Origin of the sequence: Amycolatopsis silviterrae (assembly GCF_042684085.1) — a bacterium.
GTDB classification, from domain to species: Bacteria; Actinomycetota; Actinomycetes; order Mycobacteriales; family Pseudonocardiaceae; genus Amycolatopsis; species Amycolatopsis silviterrae.
This window is the reverse complement of the sequence record NZ_JBHUKS010000035.1, coordinates 190,839-208,293: the sequence shown is the minus strand read 5'-3', so window position 1 is coordinate 208,293 and position 17,455 is coordinate 190,839. Positions and strand designations below refer to the sequence as shown.

15 protein-coding genes are annotated in these 17,455 nt (G+C 70.2%); 6 read left to right on the top strand and 9 right to left on the bottom strand.

The window, feature by feature from the left end:
- Positions 1–5: 5 nt before the first annotated feature.
- Together ACFSVL_RS41730 and pdxR are read right to left on the bottom strand one after the other, a co-directional pair.
- Positions 6–437 (bottom strand): CBS domain-containing protein, encoded by a 432-nt coding sequence (locus ACFSVL_RS41730; RefSeq protein WP_378312878.1) that lies wholly within the window; start codon positions 435–437, stop codon positions 6–8.
- 98 nt (positions 438–535) lie between these two features.
- Positions 536–1,954 carry a MocR-like pyridoxine biosynthesis transcription factor PdxR gene (pdxR, locus tag ACFSVL_RS41725; RefSeq protein WP_378312877.1) on the bottom strand — a complete coding sequence of 473 codons (1,419 nt, stop codon included), beginning with the start codon at positions 1,952–1,954 and terminating at the stop codon, positions 536–538.
- Positions 1,955–2,035: 81 nt separating this feature from the next.
- Here pdxR and ACFSVL_RS41720 point away from each other — a divergent pair, with 81 nt between their 5' ends.
- The gene (locus ACFSVL_RS41720; protein ID WP_378312875.1) at positions 2,036–2,614 is read left to right on the top strand and encodes a TIGR03086 family metal-binding protein; all 579 of its coding nucleotides are present in this window, start codon (positions 2,036–2,038) and stop codon (positions 2,612–2,614) included.
- On the opposite strand, the gene ACFSVL_RS41715 is transcribed toward ACFSVL_RS41720, so the two are convergent.
- Positions 2,607–3,515, bottom strand: a complete 909-nt coding sequence (locus tag ACFSVL_RS41715; protein ID WP_378312873.1) for a neutral zinc metallopeptidase — start codon at positions 3,513–3,515, stop codon at positions 2,607–2,609. The two genes, ACFSVL_RS41720 and ACFSVL_RS41715, sit on opposite strands and share 8 nt — an antisense overlap.
- Positions 3,516–3,613: 98 nt before the next feature.
- On the opposite strand from ACFSVL_RS41715, the gene ACFSVL_RS41710 reads away from it, so the two are divergent.
- Complete coding sequence (locus ACFSVL_RS41710) at positions 3,614–5,632, top strand: prolyl oligopeptidase family serine peptidase (protein ID WP_378313202.1); 2,019 nt, start codon at positions 3,614–3,616, stop codon at positions 5,630–5,632.
- Positions 5,633–6,257: 625 nt separating this feature from the next.
- On the opposite strand, the gene ACFSVL_RS41705 is transcribed toward ACFSVL_RS41710, so the two are convergent.
- On the bottom strand, positions 6,258–7,064 hold the full coding sequence (locus ACFSVL_RS41705) for a S1 family peptidase (RefSeq protein ID WP_378312871.1): 807 nt from the start codon (positions 7,062–7,064) through the stop codon (positions 6,258–6,260).
- Between the two features lie 133 nt (positions 7,065–7,197).
- Here ACFSVL_RS41705 and ACFSVL_RS41700 point away from each other — a divergent pair, with 133 nt between their 5' ends.
- The 3 genes from ACFSVL_RS41700 to ACFSVL_RS41690 are packed head-to-tail and all read left to right on the top strand — an operon-like array spanning position 7,198 to position 8,682.
- Positions 7,198–7,755 (top strand): TetR/AcrR family transcriptional regulator, encoded by a 558-nt coding sequence (locus tag ACFSVL_RS41700; protein WP_378312869.1) that lies wholly within the window; start codon positions 7,198–7,200, stop codon positions 7,753–7,755.
- A 5-nt stretch (positions 7,756–7,760) separates the two neighbouring features.
- Complete coding sequence (locus tag ACFSVL_RS41695) at positions 7,761–8,288, top strand: DUF4865 family protein (RefSeq protein WP_378312867.1); 528 nt, start codon at positions 7,761–7,763, stop codon at positions 8,286–8,288.
- Positions 8,289–8,298: 10 nt separating this feature from the next.
- On the top strand, positions 8,299–8,682 hold the full coding sequence (locus ACFSVL_RS41690) for a tautomerase family protein (RefSeq protein WP_378312865.1): 384 nt from the start codon (positions 8,299–8,301) through the stop codon (positions 8,680–8,682).
- 55 nt (positions 8,683–8,737) lie between these two features.
- Here ACFSVL_RS41690 and ACFSVL_RS41685 read toward each other — a convergent pair whose 3' ends face one another.
- From ACFSVL_RS41685 to ACFSVL_RS41675, 3 genes are all read right to left on the bottom strand, one after another.
- On the bottom strand, positions 8,738–11,554 hold the full coding sequence (locus ACFSVL_RS41685; protein WP_378312863.1) for a vitamin B12-dependent ribonucleotide reductase: 2,817 nt from the start codon (positions 11,552–11,554) through the stop codon (positions 8,738–8,740).
- 38 nt (positions 11,555–11,592) lie between these two features.
- Entirely contained in the window at positions 11,593–12,084 is a 492-nt protein-coding gene (nrdR, locus tag ACFSVL_RS41680; protein WP_037809784.1) for a transcriptional regulator NrdR, read from the bottom strand.
- Positions 12,085–12,391: 307 nt separating this feature from the next.
- Entirely contained in the window at positions 12,392–13,063 is a 672-nt protein-coding gene (locus tag ACFSVL_RS41675) for a LysM peptidoglycan-binding domain-containing protein (protein WP_378312861.1), read from the bottom strand.
- Positions 13,064–13,969: 906 nt separating this feature from the next.
- Between ACFSVL_RS41675 and lexA the strand changes: the two genes are divergently transcribed.
- Positions 13,970–14,629, top strand: coding sequence for a transcriptional repressor LexA (gene lexA, locus ACFSVL_RS41670; protein WP_067593639.1), 660 nt, complete (start codon positions 13,970–13,972; stop codon positions 14,627–14,629).
- A gap of 305 nt (positions 14,630–14,934) precedes the next feature.
- Here lexA and ACFSVL_RS41665 read toward each other — a convergent pair whose 3' ends face one another.
- The gene (locus ACFSVL_RS41665) at positions 14,935–15,942 is read right to left on the bottom strand and encodes a hypothetical protein (protein WP_378312859.1); all 1,008 of its coding nucleotides are present in this window, start codon (positions 15,940–15,942) and stop codon (positions 14,935–14,937) included.
- A 53-nt stretch (positions 15,943–15,995) separates the two neighbouring features.
- A complete protein-coding gene (hflX, locus tag ACFSVL_RS41660; RefSeq protein WP_378312857.1) occupies positions 15,996–17,441 on the bottom strand; it encodes a GTPase HflX in 1,446 nt (481 codons plus the stop codon).
- Positions 17,442–17,455: the final 14 nt, after the last annotated feature.

Genomic DNA, 17,455 nt, shown 5'->3' with positions numbered 1-17,455 from the left:
GACTCTCAGCCCTGCGCGATGTAGGCCTCGAGCTGCTCCTGGCTCTGTTCCAGCTGCTCCATCCGGATCTTCACCACGTCGCCGATGCTCACGATCCCGGCCAGGCGCCCGTCGTCGAGCACCGGCACGTGCCGGATCCGCCGTTCGGTCATCACCACGCTGAGCTGGTCCACCGGATCGCTCGGGGTGCAGCTGGCGACCATGGTGGTCATGATGTCCGCGACCGGCCCTTCGAGGACCGCGGGCCCGTGGTCGTTGAGCCTGCGCACGACGTCGCGTTCGGACACGATCCCGGCGATCCCGCCCTCGGCGTCGACCACGACCATCGCGCCGACGTTGTGCCGGGCCAGCCCCGCCAGCAGCTCGGCGACCGTGGTACCCGGCGACACAGTGGCGACCGTCGCGCCCTTGCGCTGAAGCACATCCGCAATCCGCATGGCGATGCCCTCTCCTCGGTGAGTCGGGTCACATCAGGTTAGGGCCCCGCCGCCGAGTGCGAAAGTCCAGCGGGATGCGTCCGTTCGTGGTAACGCGTTCAGCCACCAAGCCTCCGGTGCACCCGGCGCAACCGGGCGAGACCCGGCCCGATGCGCTCCGCCGCGATCGCGCCGTAGCCGAACAGCAGCCCGTGCCGCCGCGCGCGCACCGAAAAATCGCCCAGCGAGAACAGCCGGACGCCCGCCCCGGACGCCGCCCGCGCGAAGCCGCGCAAATCCCGGTCCGCCGACGCGCTCAGGTGCAGCCCGGCCGACGCGGGCACCGGGTCCAGCACGTCGCCGAACTCGGCGCGGAGGCCGTCCACGAGCAGGTCGTGCCGGGCGCGGTAGATGCCGCGCATGCGCCGGACGTGCCGGGCGAACCCGCCTTCGGCGAGGAACGCCGCGACCACTGCCTGTTCGATGCCCGGGGAATGCCAGTCGGCGAGGTATTTCGCCTTCACGATCGCCTCCGCCAGCGCGGGCGGCGCGGCGAGGAAACCCAGCCGCAGCGCCGGCGAGAGGACCTTCGAGAACGAGCCCACGTAGACCACCCGGCCGTGGGAATCCAAGCTGTGCAACGGTTCCAGCGGACGTCCGGAGTAGCGGAACTCGGTGTCGTAATCGTCCTCGACCACTACGGCCCCGTTGTCCTCGGCCCAATCCAGCAGCGCCCGCCGGCGCGACGGCGACATCGCGACGCCGAGCGGATACTGGTGCGAAGGCGTCACGTGCACCAGGCGAGTGCCCGGCGGGATCGCGTCGACCACAATGCCTTCGTCGTCCACCGGAACCGGCGCGACGCGCACCCCGAGCGTGCCCAGCAGCAGGCGCGGCGGCGGGTAGCCGGGGTCCTCGACCGCGGCCAGGTCGCCAGGCCGCAGCAGGACGCGCGCGACGAGGTCGATCGTCTGCTGCGCGCCCGCGGTGATCACGAGGTGTTCGGGGCGCACGCGCACGTTCCGGGACACCGCGAGGTGGCGCGCGAGTTCGGTGCGCAGCCGCGGATCGCCTTGCGGTTCGCCGTAAGTCATCAGTTCCGCGCGGGAACTGCGCAACGCCTGGGTCGTCAGCCGGCGCCAGGTGTCGAACGGAAACAACCGCACATCCGGTACTCCGGCACGGAAATCGAACTCCGGCGGGGAGGTGAACGCTTTCGGCGGCGCGGGCACGTCTGTCCACTCTGGACGCGGCTGGACGCCCTCGACATGCCCGGCCGGTTCCGTGGGCCGTGGCGCGGCACCGGCCCGCACGTAGGTGCCAGCTCCGACCCGGCCGGTGAGGAAGCCTTCCGCGGTGAGCCGTTCGTACGCCGCGGTGACGGTGGTGCGCGAAACGGCCAGCTGATGCGCCAGTTCCCGGGTCGGCGGCAAGACGTCGCCGTCGCGGAGCCGCCCGTCCAAGACAGCTTCGCGGATCTGGCGGTAGATCTCGTCGCGATGGCCGCGGGTGCCGGACAGGTCCAGGTGCAGGTCCACGCGTCCAGCCTAGATTGGTCCACCGCAGTTACCTCCGTTTTGGCTCTCTTCCTGGACCGATCTCCGGGTTAGCGTGAGCGCATGACCACGTTCGACCTCGACCGCCAGTCTCTGCTCGTTCTCGACCCGATCGTCTCGAAGGCCACCGCGGCGGACCTCGACCGGCCCACGCCGTGCGCCGGCTGGACGCTCGCCGACCTGCTCCGCCACCAAGTCAGCGAAAACCACGCCTTCGCCGAAGCAGCACGCCACGGCTCCGCGAAGGACTGGGACAGCGGTCAGCTCGGCGAAGACCCGTACGCCGCGTACGCAGCTTCAGTGACCGACTACCTCGCCGCGTACGGCGAAGCCGACATCGCGGAACGACAGATCGCCATCAACACCTTCGGCACCTTCCCCAGCACAGTGGCGGTCGCGATGCACCTCGTCGACACCGTCGCGCACGGCTGGGACCTGGCCAAGACTCTCGACGTCGCCTACAACCCGGTCCCGGCAGCGGTGCATGCCGCGCTGCAGTTCGCGCTCATGATCCCGGCCGACCCGGAGGAACGCGTCAAGCGAGGCACGTTCGCTCCGGTGGTGCCGGTCAGCACCGACGAAAGCGAGCTGGACCAGTTCCTCGGCCTGCTGGGCCGCGACCCGGCTTGGCAGGTCAGCTGACCTTCTCCGCCGGCGCCGACCAGGTGTCACACGCAGCCGGGCCAGCTCCGGTGTAACCGGCCTTCGCCCACACCAGCTGGTTCGCGCGGGTGCCGTGGTCGCCGCTGTCGTCCGCGCGGCCGTAGTCGGCGACAGCGGCGTTCGCGGTCGCGCGGCTGATCGAACCATGGTCCGCCGCGGCGTTGAGGAACAGCGCGCCGAAACAGTTGGCCTGCAGCTCAATCCGGCGTACGACTGCCTTGTCCGCGTCGCTGCTCGGCTCCGGCGAAGTCATCTCCGCGCTCGCGGCGTCGAGGATGCCGCTTTCGCGCTGTACGTGGTGGCCGTACTCGTGCGCGAGCGTCGCGAGGTGCCGCGCGCGGCTCAGCCCCGCGTCCGACAGCATCCACTCGGTGGGCGCGTAGATCGTCGCGTCGCCGCCGCAGTAGTACGCGACCGCTTCGTCGCGAGAAGGCGCGTTGCCGCAGGCGCTGGCTTTCGGCAGCGTGACCGACACCTTGACCGGCAGGTTCGGCTCGTCCGCTTTGTCCAGCGCCGGCTGCCACGCCTGCTTCAGGCAGCCGACGAGCACCGTGTAGAACGTCTTGAGCTGCTCGGCGTCCCGGCTCAGCTCCGGCAGGTCGCACGACACGGGACCGAGCGCGACGCCCTCGGCCAGCAACGGATTGCCGCTGAGCTTGCGCACCGGTTTGGCGTCCTGGCGGTCCGGCATCGTGTCGGCGTCCGGCGCCGCGACCGCGTGCCCGGAAACCTCGTGCGGCACCACCGCCATGAGCGCGAGCGTGACCGCGACGATCGCCACCGCGGCCACGGCGCCCAGCGCTTTGCCCGCCTTCCGGCGCGGCGGAGCCGGCGGCGGCGGTGCTGGCGGAGGCCACGAGCCTCCGGCGAAATACGTCATTCCTCCCCCTCCCGACCAGCATACGGAGACCGCGAGCCGCCCTGGATCACGAAACGGGAACGCCGGGCTCCTGGCCGGATCCGCGACAGGCAGCGAGACTGGACGGCATGACTGTCGAAGATCCGTACCTGTGGCTTGAAGACGTGACGGGCGACGAGGCGCTCGAATGGGTCCGTTCGCGCAACGCGGAGACGCTGGACGTGCTCACCGCGAGCGAGAGGTTCGGGCAGCTGCGGGACTCGATCCGCGAGGTGCTCGACGCGGGCGGGCGGATCCCGTACGTCGCGCGCCGGGGGACGCGCCTCTACAACTTCTGGCAGGACGCCGAGCACCCGCGCGGGCTGTGGCGGCGCACCACGCTGGAGCAGTACCGCACCGCCGAACCGGACTGGGAGATCCTGCTCGACGTCGACGCGCTCGCCGCCGCCGAGGACGAGAACTGGGTCTGGAAGGGCGCCGCGGTGCTGCGTCCGGGGCACCGGCTCGGCCTGGTCCAGCTGTCGCGGGGCGGCGCGGACGCGACCGTCGTCCGCGAGTTCGACCTCGACGCGCACGAGTTCGTGCCGGACGGGTTCACCCTGCCCGAGGCGAAACACCGGATCAGCTGGATCGACGCCGACCGGGTGTACCTCGGGACCGACTTCGGCCCCGGCTCGCTCACCACGTCGGGCTACCCCCGGCTGGCGAAGGAATGGCGGCGCGGCACCCCGCTCGAAGAAGCGAAACTCGTCGCCGAGGGCAAGCCGGACGACGTCGCGATCACGGCGTACCACGATCCGACCGAGGGCTTCGAACGCGACTTCGTGCGCCGCGCGCTCGACTTCTACCGCACCGAATACTTCGAGCGGACCGAAACCGGGCTGACCAAACTGGACCTGCCCGAGGACGTCGAGGTGTCCACGCACCGCGAATGGCTGCTCGTGCACCCGCGCAGCGCGTGGACGGTCGGCGGCGCCGAGCACCCGGCGGGCACGCTGCTCGCGATCCGCTACGACGCGTTCAAGGCGGGCGACCGCGAGTTCACCGCGCTGTTCACGCCGGACGCGCACACGTCGCTTGACTACTACGCCTGGACCCGCCACCATCTGCTGCTCGCGACGCTGCACGATGTCAAGTCGGAGCTGCGCGTGCTGACCCCGGGCCCGGACGGCTGGGCCGAGGCGGAGCTAGGCGGCGCGCCCGAATTCGGCAGCGCGGAGATCGTCGACACCGAACCGGACGTCGACGACGAGTACCTCGTGGACTCGTCCAGCTACATCCAGCCGTCCACGCTCACCCGCGGCGTCGTCGGCGGCGACGTCGAGGTGCTGAAGCAGGCGCCGGCGTTCTTCGACGCGGCCGGGATGGAGGTCAGCCAGTACTTCGCGACGTCCGACGACGGCACGAAGATCCCGTACTTCGTCGTCCGCCCGCCCGGCGCGGAAAACGGCCCGACGCTGCTGTACGGCTACGGCGGCTTCGAGGTGTCGCTGACCCCGTCGTACGGCGGAGTCGTCGGACGCGCGTGGCTGGCGCGCGGCGGCACGTACGTGGTCGCGAACATCCGCGGCGGCGGCGAGTACGGCCCGGAATGGCACATGCAGGCGGTGAAGGAGAACCGGTACAAGGCGTACGAAGACTTCGCGGCCGTCGCGCGCGATCTCGTCGCACGGGGCGTCACGACGAAGGACCGGCTCGGCATCCAGGGCGGCAGCAACGGCGGGCTGCTGATGGGCGTGATGCTCACCAGCTACCCGGAACTGTTCGGCGCGATCGTGTGCCAGGTGCCGCTGCTCGACATGAAGCGCTACCACCTGTTGCCGGCCGGGGCGTCGTGGATGGCCGAATGGGGTGACCCGGACGTTCCGGAAGAGTGGGAGTACATCTCGAAATACTCGCCGTACCAACGGGTTTCGGCCGACGTCGAGTATCCGCCGATCCTCTTCGTCACCTCCACCCGCGACGACCGCGTGCACCCCGGGCATGCCCGCAAGATGGTCGCCCGGATGCGCGAGCAGGGCCACCGCGTGGAGTACTTCGAGAACATCGAAGGCGGCCACGGAGCGGCGGCGGACAACGAACAACTCGCGTTCCGTTCCGCGGTCGCGTACGAATTCCTCTGGTCGAAGCTGTCCTAGACGAGCCCCCGGGGCCGCGCCCGCACGCGCGGCCCCGGGCGCACCGACGGTCCTCTATGGACCTCCGCGAGGGCCCTTCGAACCGCGCCCAGGCGTCGGTGACGAACGCGAGCCACGGCACGCCCAGCCGACGCAAGGCACGTCCGTGACCGACGAGGACGCCGCCGGTTTCCAGAATCGCTCTGGCCCGCCATCGCACGGTGGCCGCGATTTTCCAGCGCCGCAACCGATCCACGTGATAGCCGAGCCGGCGTTCCAGCCCCGCGAACACCCGCGCGGCCACCTCGGCGGTCAGCGGATCACGAGTGCCGTCCCGCAACGCGCGGTAGTAGCCGAGCGCGAGCACGTCGGCGATCAGCTGGGTCATGACGTCGCTTTTCCCTGGCGGGCTCGCGGTTTCGAGCAACCGGGCGACCAGCCGCTGGTCCTCGTCCGGCGCGTGCTGGAACCGCCGGACGCTGCGCGCCACCACCGGATCCAGCCGCGCCCCGCTCCCCCACGCCGGCTGCGGCCGGACCTTCCGCCGCCGCGCCTCCGCCTCGAACACCGCACTCCACTCCACGGCGGTCATGCTGCCGCCCGGATGTGCCGCTGGCGCGGGGAGAATGTGGAGATTCAGTGGACGTTAGCCGCGTGGCGTTTTGATCGTCCGCCGGATCCACTCTGCGTATGCGGGCACGCTGCTGTACAGCCCCGGCCCGCCCGCGCAGGCCGGACGCGCGGTCCCCGGCCCCGAGGTGACCCCGATCAGCTCCCACCGCCCGCCCGGCCCGCGCCGGATCTGCGGACCGCCCGAATCGCCGATGCACGCCATCGCTTCCGGCCTCGGACTGACCGTGCACAACCGCGTCCGGCCCGCGTATCCCGGACCGCATTCGGACTCCGCCCCGCGCCGAACGTCCAGCTCCTGCAACCGTTCCGCGAACCGGGCCTGTTTGAAATCGTACGTGTCGACGGTGGTGCCGAACCCCAGAAGCCGCGTCGGCGAACCCGGCGCACCCGGTTGCGAAGCCAGCCGGATCGGTTTCTCGGCAACCGGGCGATCGAGCTTGATCAACGCGACGTCGTTGCGGTTGAAGGGAACGGATTCGCTCTGCAGCGCATAGCCCGGATGCGTGAACGTTCGCGCGATCCGGCGAACCGTCCCGCCGGAATGCTGCCGCTCGCTGCCGATCCGGACAGTGCCGTCCGGAGTCACGAGCGCGGAATCCACGCAGTGCGCCGCGGTGAGCACCCACTGCGGGTCGATCAGCGAAGCGCCGCACACCCCGCGGTCGCCGGTCTGGTTGACCCGCTCTGAGATCGACGCCATGAACGGGTAACGCTGCGTCGAATCGCCGCCCTTCACGATCGCCTCGGCAGTGCCGGTCGAGAACAGGAGCGCACAGGCCGCCGTCACGGCGACCACCCGGCGGCCAGCAGACTTGATCACGGAGAAATCCTTTCCTTCGGCTCCCTGAAAGCCTGCCGGGCCAAGATCGTCCGGACACTGCGGACAGCCGGTCTCTCCGCGGTAGGGCCTGCACCCACTTGTCTCTGTACCTACTAGTATGTACGGTGAGGTCGTGTCCACGAAAGACCAGCTCATCGCGAGCACTCAGGACCTGCTGTGGGAGCGGGGGTACGTCGGCACCAGCCCGAAGGCGATCCAGCAGCACGCCGGGGCCGGACAGGGCAGCATGTACCACCACTTCGCCGGCAAGGCCGACCTGGCACTCGCCGCGATCCGGCAGAACGCCGACGATCTGCGCACCTCCACCGAAGCTCTGCTCGCCCAGGGCACGACCGCGGTCGAACGAGTCTCCGCGTACCTGCGGCGCGAGCGGGACGTCCTGCGCGGCTGCCCGGTCGGCAGGCTGGCGCTGGACCCCGAGGTCGTCGCGAACCCGGAATTGCGTGCGCCGCTGGAAGAAACGTTCGACTGGCTGCGCGGACGGCTCGCCGAGGTGCTCGCCGAAGGCACTGCGAACGGCGAACTCCCGGCGGACCTCGACCCAGCCACGACAGCGACCGCGCTCGTCGCCGTGGTGCAAGGCGGCTACGTGCTGGCCCGGTCGTCCGGCACGGTCGAGCCGTTCGACCAAGCCATCCGCGGCGCCCTCGCACTCCTCGAACGGCAGTGACGTCGATGTACGCGATGCAATACGAGATCGACCTGCCCGCCGGATACGACATCCAGCACCGAGTCGCGACCCGAGGCCACCGCACCGACGCGTTCCCCGGGCTAGGGCTCAAGGCGTATTTGGTCCGCGCCAACCACTACGCGCCGTTCTACCTGTGGACGGACACCGCCGGAATGAGCCGTTTCCTGTGGGGCGGCGGCGGATTCGACGGCATAGTCCAGGATTTCGGCCGTCCGCCAGTGCAGCACTGGACCGGCGCGAGCTGCCTGGCCGGCCCGGCGCGAGCGACCGCACCGGAGTTCGCGACCAAACTCGTGCGGCCGGCGGAAAACTCTGGCCACATCGAACGCGAACTCGGCGAACTAGCGCAGCTGTCCCGAAATCCCGGCGTGCACACCACCGCGCTGGCCATCGACCCGAAGCGCTGGGAAATCGTGCGCTTCACCCTCTGGAGCACCACCCCGGACGAGGACACCGACGTCCGCTACCGGGTGCTTCACCTGTCCAGCCCGAACATCGACCACCTGAGCTGAAAGGCCTCTCATGCCGCTCGTCCGCATCGACGTGCTGTCCGAACCCAACGCCGACCGACTCCCGGCCATCGGCGACGCCGTGCACCAGGCGATGACCGAGACCATCAACGTCCCGGCCGACGACCGCTTCCAGATCCTGAACAGCCACGCCGCCGACCGCCTGCGCTACGACCCCAGCTACCTCGGCGTCCACCGCGACGACGACATCGTGTACATCGCCATCACCATGCGCGCCGGCCGCACGGACGAACAGAAAACCGCGCTGTACCGGCGAGCGACCGAACTCATCGCCGACGCGACCGGAATCGAACCGCGGAACGTGTTCTTCACCCTGACCGAAAACCACGAGGCGGACTGGTCGCTCGGCGAGGGAGTCGCGCAGATGCTGCAGTGAAAAACGCCCTGATGGGGCGTCTGCCCGTCGGCAAACGCCCCATCAGGAAGGTGAATCAGCTGCAGCCGGACGTCGCGCCGCAGCCCTCGCAGGCGTAGCACGAACCGGCGGGCCGCATCTTGGTTCCGCAGGTCATGCAGAGCGGGGCGTCCGCGGCCTTGCCGAGGTGGAGTTCCATCAGCTCGGCCGTGCTGTGCGCGTCGCGCTCCGAAGTGTCCTTTGCGGACTCTTCCGAGCGGGCGGGCGACGCGTCCACGCTGCTGCGCAGCACTTCGACGTCCATGCTCTGGCCGCCGTAGTTCGCCTCGACCTCGGCCGAACGTTCGTCGGCGGTGAAAATGCCCAGCTGGGCCCGCTTTTCGTACGGCAGGTAGTCGAGCGCGAGGCGGCGGAACAGGTAGTCCATGACGCTCGTGGCGATCCGGATGTCCGGGTCGTCGGTCATGCCGGCCGGTTCGAAGCGCAGGTTGGAGAACTTCGAAACGTAGAACTCGAGCGGGATCCCGTGCTGCAGGCCGACCGAGATCGACATCGAGAAGGCGTCCATCACGCCGGACAGCGTGGAGCCCTGCTTGCCGAGCTTCACGAAGATCTCGCCGAGACCGTCGTCCGGGTACGAGCCCGCGTGCAGGTAGCCCTCGGCACCGCCGACGGTGAACGACACCGTCTGGCTCGGGCGCTTCTTCGGCAGGCGGCGGCGCACCGGGCGGTACTCCACAACCTTCTCCGGCTCAGCCTCGGCCGCGGCTTCCTTCTTCTTCGCCGTGGACAGCGGCTGGCCGACCTTGCAGTTGTCGCGGTAGATCGCGAGCGCCTTGAGGCCGAGTTTCCAGCCCTGGAAGTAAATCTCCTCGACGTCCTCGACGGTCGCCGACTCCGGCATGTTGACCGTCTTCGAGATCGCGCCCGAGATGAACGGCTGCACCGCAGCCATCATCCGCACGTGGCCCATCGGCGCGATCGACCGGTCGCCGACCGCGCAGTCGAACACCTCGTAGTGCTCGGGGCGAAGGCCCGGCGCGTCGACCACGTGGCCGTGCTGCGCGACGTACTCGACGATCGCCTCGACCTGCTCGGCCTGGTACCCCAGCACCTTCAGCGCGCGCGGCACCGTCTGGTTCACGATCTGCATGGACCCGCCGCCGACGAGCTTCTTGAACTTCACCAGCGAGAAGTCCGGCTCGATGCCCGTGGTGTCGCAGTCCATCATGAAACCGATGGTGCCGGTGGGCGCGAGCACCGAGGCCTGCGCGTTGCGCCAGCCGTTGCGGACGCCCAGCTCGATGCCCTGCTGCCATTCCTGCGACGCGAGCGCGCGGACGGCGGCGTCGTTGCCGTGATAGGTGCGGACCAGCTCGTTCGCCGCGGCGTGCTTGCGCATGACGCGCTGGTGCGCCTCGGCGTTGCGGGCGTAGCCCTCGTACGGCCCGACGACGCCGGCCAGTTCGGCCGAACGACGGTAGGACACGCCGGTCATCAGAGATGTGATCGCGGCGGCGAGCGCGCGGCCGCCCTCGGAGTCGTACGCGTGGCCCAGCGCCATCAGCAGCGCGCCGAGGTTGGCGTAGCCGATGCCGAGCTGGCGGAACTTGCGCGTGGTGTCGGCGATCGGCTCGGTCGGGAAGTCGGCGAAGCAGATCGAGATGTCCATCGCGGTGATGACGAACTCGACGGCCTTCGCGAACAGCGGCGCGTCGAACGTGCCCTCTTCCGAGACGAACTTCAGCAGGTTGAGCGACGCGAGGTTGCAGCTCGAGTTGTCGAGGTGCATGTACTCGCTGCACGGGTTGGACGCGGTGATCCGGCCCGATTCGGGGCAGGTGTGCCAGTCGTTGATGGTGCTGTCGTACTGGATGCCCGGGTCGGCGCACTCCCACGCCGCCTGCGCCATGCTGCGGAACAGCTTCTTCCCGTCGGTGCGGTCGATGACCTCGCCGGTGAGCCGGGCGCGCAGGCCGAAGTCGGTGCCGTTCTCGACGGAGTGCATGAACTCGTCGGACACGCGGACCGAGTTGTTCGCGTTCTGGTACTGCACCGAGGAGATGTCGGAGCCGGAGAGGTCCATGTCGAACCCGGCGTCGCGGAGGACCTTGATCTTCTCCTCTTCGCGCGCCTTGGTCTGGATGAACTCCTCGATGTCCGGGTGGTCGACGTCGAGCACGACCATCTTCGCCGCGCGCCGGGTGGCTCCGCCGGACTTGATGGTGCCCGCGGACGCGTCGGCCCCGCGCATGAACGAGACCGGCCCGGAGGCGGTGCCGCCGGAGGTGAGCAGTTCCTTCGAGGAGCGGATGCGGGAGAGGTTGAGGCCCGCGCCGGAGCCGCCCTTGAAGATCAGGCCTTCCTCGCGGTACCAGTTGAGGATCGACTCCATCGTGTCGTCGACGGCGAGGATGAAGCAGGCGGACACCTGCTGCTTCGAGGACGTGCCGACGTTGAACCACACCGGGGAGTTGAAGCTGAAGACCTGGTGCAGCAGCATCCAGGTGAGCTCGTGCTCGAAGATCTCGAGGTCGGACGGGCCGGCGAAGTAGTCGTGCTCGGCGGCGGCCTTCACGTAGGTGCGCACCACGCGGTCGATGAGCTGCTTGAGGCTGCTCTCGCGCCGCGGGCTGCCGACCGCGCCGCGGAAGTACTTGCTGGTGACGATGTTGGTGGCGTTGACCGACCAGAACTCGGGGAATTCGACCCCGCGCTGCTCGAAGTTGACGCTGCCGTCGCGCCAGTTCGTCATGACGACGTCGCGGGTCTCCCACGCGACCTCGTCGTAAGGGTGGGTCCCCTCGGTGGTGAAGACCCGCCGGACGGTGAGGCCCTTGTTCGGCTTCTTGTTCTGTCCGGCCGCGGCGCCGGTTCCCACGGTTTCGGTCATGCGGTCCTGTCCCTCGCTCCCCGCGACCCGGTGACGGCTCAGTCGTCGCCGGCGCGCTCGCCTTCCTGGTCCTCCGCAGTTCCCGCCATGGCTTTCCGCAGGTCGGAGATCTCCTTCTCGAAGTCCTCGACCGAGGAGAAGGAGCGGTAGACGCTGGCGAACCGGAGATACGCGACGCCGTCCAGTTCCCGCAGCGGCCCGAGGATGGCGAGGCCGACCTCGTGGCTGGGGATCTCGGCCAGCCCGGCGGAACGGATCGACTCCTCCACGCGCTGCGCGAGCTTCTGCAGCGCGTCGTCGTCGACCGGCCGGCCCTGGCAGGCCCGCCGCACGCCGTTGACCACCTTGTCCCGGCTGAACTGCTCGGTGGCGCCGGACCGTTTGACCACGGCCAGCACCATCGTCTCCGACGTGGTGAAACGCCGTCCGCACTCGGCGCACGAACGCCTTCGCCGGATCGCCTGTCCCTCGTCCACCTCTCGGGAGTCGACGACCCGAGAGTCCGCATGCCGGCAGAACGGGCACCTCATCCGCCGATCACCTTCCCCTCCGCGCCGGTCGATTCCTGTCCCAACCGGCCCCTGCCGCCACGCTACGGCCTGGACCGCGGTCACCGCGCGCGACCCCGCGCCTGGTGATCGACTTGTGGACATCCGGTGGGCAACTGCCGGCCGGCTGTGGACAACTGCCGCCAGTCTACCCCTACCTGTGGACCAACTACAGCGGTGTAACTACTAGATATAGGGGTAGACCTTAGATCGCCTCCGGGGCGGGCGCAAGGAACCCGAGAGGGTGAAAGCCAGGTTGCGCAAGATGCGTCCGGGTGGTTTGCGGAATTCATGACCCGGCGGCGTCCGATCCCCCGGCCGAAGCTTCGCCCGGACCTGCGCCCGGAACACTGCCCGAACCATTGCCGGACCAGGCGACCGGGACGGTGAGCGGCATGCCGGGAAGCAGCGCGGTGTCGTCGAGGTCGTTGAGCTCCTTGATGCGTTCGACGACCGCGCTCTGGTCGGCGTTCGGCGCGAAGCGGGCGGCGAGCGCGCCGAGCGAGTCGCCGGGCTGCACGGAGACGGACGCGGTCCGCGACGGCACCGGTCCGCTGGCCGTTCCCGCGCCGAAGGCGCCGAGCCCGGTCACGATGAGGCAGGCCGCGAAGGCGATCGCGAACAGCCACGGCCACCGCACCGACGGCCGGGTCGCGGTCTGGCAGGCCACGCCTCCCCGGCGCCCGGCGACGACCCGCGCCCGGGACGGCGGCCGCAACGGCTCGCCCCGCCGCTCGCGCGCGGTGCGACCGGGGTTGGCCGGGACGGCGGCGGGGATGTGCCGGACGGCAGTGCGGCCTCGCGCCTCGCGGGGCTTACGAGCGGGGGCTTCTTCGGTCTCGACGGCGGAGGGGGCCGACGTCTGGAACCCGGCCCGCTCAGCAGACCGGACAGGAACCGCTTCAGCCTCGACGGCCGACGGAGTCGACGTCTGGAACCCGGCCCGCTCGGCAGACCGCACCGCCGCGCGGCCACGCACCTCGCGGGCAGGGACCGCTTCAGTCTCGGCAGCGGAAGGAGCCGAGGTCTGGAACCCCGCCCGCTCAACGGACCGGACAGCCGCGCTGGATCGCGGCTCGGCAACCGAGCCCGTCGCGCCACCGTCGCCGCGCCAGGCACCGGTCCGGGCGCGAAGCTCCACCACCTCGCCGGAACCGGCCGTCGAGCCGGAACCGGCGCCGGAATCGGTCCCGGTCCCCTCCGGAACACCATCCTTTCGGGTGGCTTCGAGCCGCCCCGCGCGACGCCGCGAACGGCGTGCCGGGCCGCCCCCCGGGCCCCCGGTCCCGGATTCCCGCCGGGACGGGATCGCCCCTTCGGGCTCGGCGCCGCCCTCGGCGGGGCGGACGGCGGGGACGGGCCGAAGCGGGCGGACGAGCCCTCGATCTGCCAGGATCGACATGCCGGAACCTCCTCGTGACCTGCGGATCCGTCCGGTCCGAGCCCTGTCACCTGCGGTGCAGCGGTCCAGATCGAACAGGCGTTCTATCGAACGTCCGTGCGAAGGTCTACCACCCCGCACCGACAAAATCGAGAGGACACGGCGTGTCGATCGAACAGATGTTTGAAATCGCCGCGTGCGGTGGCTAACGTCGGTGACCAGGACATCTGCCGGACCGGCTCCGGCGGGTGCCGCTGGTCGGGCGGCCGCCGAAAACGCGGGAGCCCGGACCGGCGCACGCGGACACGCGCGGGACGCCGCCACGGCGACCGCGGGACGGCTGGAGGCGACGCAGCGTTGGAGAAGGACACGGTGAAGGGCACCGCGGCGAAGGGGGCCAAGACGGCCTCGCGAGGCAAGGCGTCCGCACAAGCCGCACAATCCGCGCGCGAGTCCGGCCACGAGAGCACGGGGAAGGTGAGCGCCATGCCGGAGGTGTACGACGTGGACGAGACGCTGACCGTCCGCCAGCAGCAGGTGCTCGACGTCATCCGCACGTGGGTGAGCCGCTTCGGCTACCCGCCGAGCGTGCGCGAGATCGGCGAGGCGGTGGGGCTCACGTCCACGTCGTCGGTGTCGCATCAGCTGCGCGCGCTGCAGCGCAAGGGCTACCTGCGCCGCGACGCGAACCGGCCGCGCGCGGTGGGCGTGCTCGCGTCCACCGACGACAATCCGATGGGCATCGAGATGGACCAGCAGCCGTCCGTGCCGAAGGCGGCGTACGTGCCGCTGGTCGGGCGGATCGCGGCGGGCGGTCCGGTGCTCGCCGAGCAGGCCGTCGAGGACGTTTTCCCGCTGCCGCGCGAGATCGTCGGCGAGGGCGAGCTGTTCCTGCTGAGCGTCACCGGCGATTCGATGGTCGACGCCGCCATCACCGACGGCGACTGGGTCGTCGTCCGGCAGCAGCCCGCCGCGGAGAACGGGGACATCGTCGCCGCGATGATCGACGGCGAGGCCACGGTGAAGACGTTCAAGCGCAAGGACGGGCACGTCTGGCTGATGCCGCACAACGACGCGTACGAGCCCATTCCCGGCGACGACGCGTCGATCCTGGGCAAGGTCGTGGCGGTGCTGCGCCGCCTCTGAGCGTCGGCTCGTGAGTGGCGATGCCGGTGAGAACCGGCGTTGCCATTCACGAGACCTGAGCCCGGACCACGCCGGACCCGCACGCCTCGGTTGCGACGCGCTCGCCCGTGGGTGCTGCGGGTGGAGCCGGGTCAGGCACGGCGCGCGAATGCAGGCGAGTCAGGCACGGCCGCGGGGACGCAGGCGAGTCAGGCAAGCCCCGCGGATGCAAACGGTTCAGGCGCAGTAGCGGGGATGCGAGCGGGCCAGGAGCGGCAGCGAGGATGCGGACCGGGGCAGGCACGGCCGCAGGGATACGAGCCGGGTCAGGCGCGGCGGCGTTTCCGGGACAGCAGGAACCAGGCCGCCAGCACGACGGCCGCGGCGATGCCGACGGTCGGGACGACCGGGAAACCGTCGGCGTCTTCCGCAGCCGGCTGAGGTGTGGCAGCACCTCCGGGCTTGGGCGCGGGCGCTTGCGGAGTCACCAAGGCTGTCGCGTTTTTGATCGCACGCACCGGTTCGCCGACGCCTTCGCTCGCGGACAACAGCGTCCCGTCCGGTTCGAAAGCGATGGCCTCGCCCTGCTTCTCGTTCGGCAGCGGAATGCGCACCGGTTCTCGTTGCAGCGCGGCCGCGACGTCGCCGTCCGGGACCGCGTACAGGTACGCGTCCGTGTAAGTGCGCAGGGCGATGACCTTGCCGTCCGCGCTGGTCGCGCCTCCGGTGATCAGCGCCGAGCCGAACGAGCCGACCGGGCCGCCGGGGGTGTCAGTGCTGTGGACGCGCAGCGTGCCGACCTGCTCCAGTTTCGTCGGGCCGGGAGCGGCCAGCGGAGCTGAGGGTTTGTAGACCTTGGAGGTGCCCAGCAGGTCCTTGGTCACCAGGAACGGCGTGCCGGACTGGTCCAGGATCAGGGCTTCGGTGTCGCGCGGGCCGTCCGGATAGGTCAGCCGGTGCACCGCCACCGGGCCGCCGGACGGCTTGAGCTCCAGCAGGGCGACGGTTTCCCGTTTGGCCCGGTTGTCGCCGGTGTCGGAGAGCCACAGGGTGCCGTCCCGGCCCCGGGCGAGGTCTTCGACGTCGTACGGGTCCGTCGGATCGGTCAGGACCTTCTGCACCTGGCATTTCCGGTCCATGACGAAGACCTGCACCTTGGTGCCGCCGTCGTTGATGGCGTACCAATGCTCGCCGTCGGAGACCAGGCCGGACAGCTCGTTGACGCGCTTGTCCGTGACCTTGCACAGCGTGTCCAGAGCAGGAGCAGGAGCCGCCGCGGCCGGGATCGCTCCCGCGAGCATCAGGACAGCCGTCAGTGCCAGGACGACCCGCACCAGTTCACCTCCGTAGTGCACGGCCCGCGCGGGCCGTGCACTACGAAAGACGTTCAGAGCGCCGAGGCGTTGGTTTCGAACGCCCGGAGCGACGCGGCGAGGTCGGCCCGGACCCGCACCTTCAGGCGCGTGCCGTCGGCGACGTGCTCCTCTTCCAGCACCTCGCCTTCCGCGTGCGCCCGGGACACGAGTTCGCCCCGCGAGTACGGGACCAGCGCGTCGAGCACCGTTTCCGCCCGCGGCAGCCGCTCGGCCAGCACCTCGGCCAGGTCGGCCACGCCCGAACCGGTGCGCGCGGAGATCTGCACCGAACCGGGCAGCGCGTGCCGCAGCCGGGCCAGGGTGACGTCGTCGGCCGCGTCGGCCTTGTTGATCACCAGCAGCTCCGGCGGGAGCGGTTCCTTGCGGCTGCGGGTGATCTCGGCGAGCACCTCGCGCACCGCGTTGACCTGGTCCTCGGGCGCCGGGTCGGAACCGTCGACCACGTGCACGAGCAGGTCGGCGTCGGCCGCCTCCTCCAGCGTCGAGCGGAACGCGTCCACCAGCTGGTGCGGCAGGTGCCGCACGAACCCGACGGTGTCGGTGAGGGTGAACGTGCGCCCGTCGGCCGTCTGCGCCCGGCGCGTGGTCGGGTCGAGGGTGGCGAACAGCGCGTCCTCCACCAGCACCCCGGCCCCGGTCAGGGCGTTGAGCAGGCTCGACTTGCCGGCGTTGGTGTAGCCGACGATCGCCACGCTCGGCACCTCGTTGGCCACGCGCTTGCCGCGCTTGGTCTCGCGGATGGTGTCCATCGCGGCGATCTCCCGGCGCAGCTTCGCCACGCGCTTGCTGATCCGCCGCCGGTCCGTCTCCAGCTTCGTTTCACCAGGTCCGCGCAGGCCCACGCCGCCGTTCGCGCCGCCCGCGCGGCCACCGGCCTGCCGGGACAGCGCCGAACCCCACCCGCGCAGCCGCGGGACGAGGTACTGCAGCTGGGCCAGCTCGACCTGCGCCTTGCCCTCCTTGGAGCGGGCGTGCTGGGCGAAGATGTCGAGGATCAGGGCGGTCCGGTCGATCACCTTGACCTTGACCTTCTCCTCCAGCTGGCGCAGCTGGCCAGGCGAAAGCTCGCCGTCGCAGATCACCGTGTCGGCGCCGGTCGCCACGACGATGTCGCGCAGCTCGCGCACCTTGCCGGAGCCGATGTAGGTCGCCGGGTCGGGCTTCTGCCGCCGCTGGACGATGCCTTCGAGCACTTCCGAGCCCGCCGTCTCGGCCAGTCGCGCCAGTTCGGCCAGCGACGCCTCGGACTGCTGGGCGGTGCCTTCAGTCCACACGCCGACCAGCACAACGCGCTCCAGCCGAAGCTGCCGGTACTCGACCTCGGTGATGTCCTCGAGCTCGGTGGACAGGCCCGCGACCCGGCGCAGTGACGCCCGGTCCTCGAGCTCCATCTCCCCGACCGAGGGGTCGTAGGGGTCGTTGTCGTCGTAAAAGTCTTCGTGTGTCTGTTCTGTCATCGTGCCTCCATGGT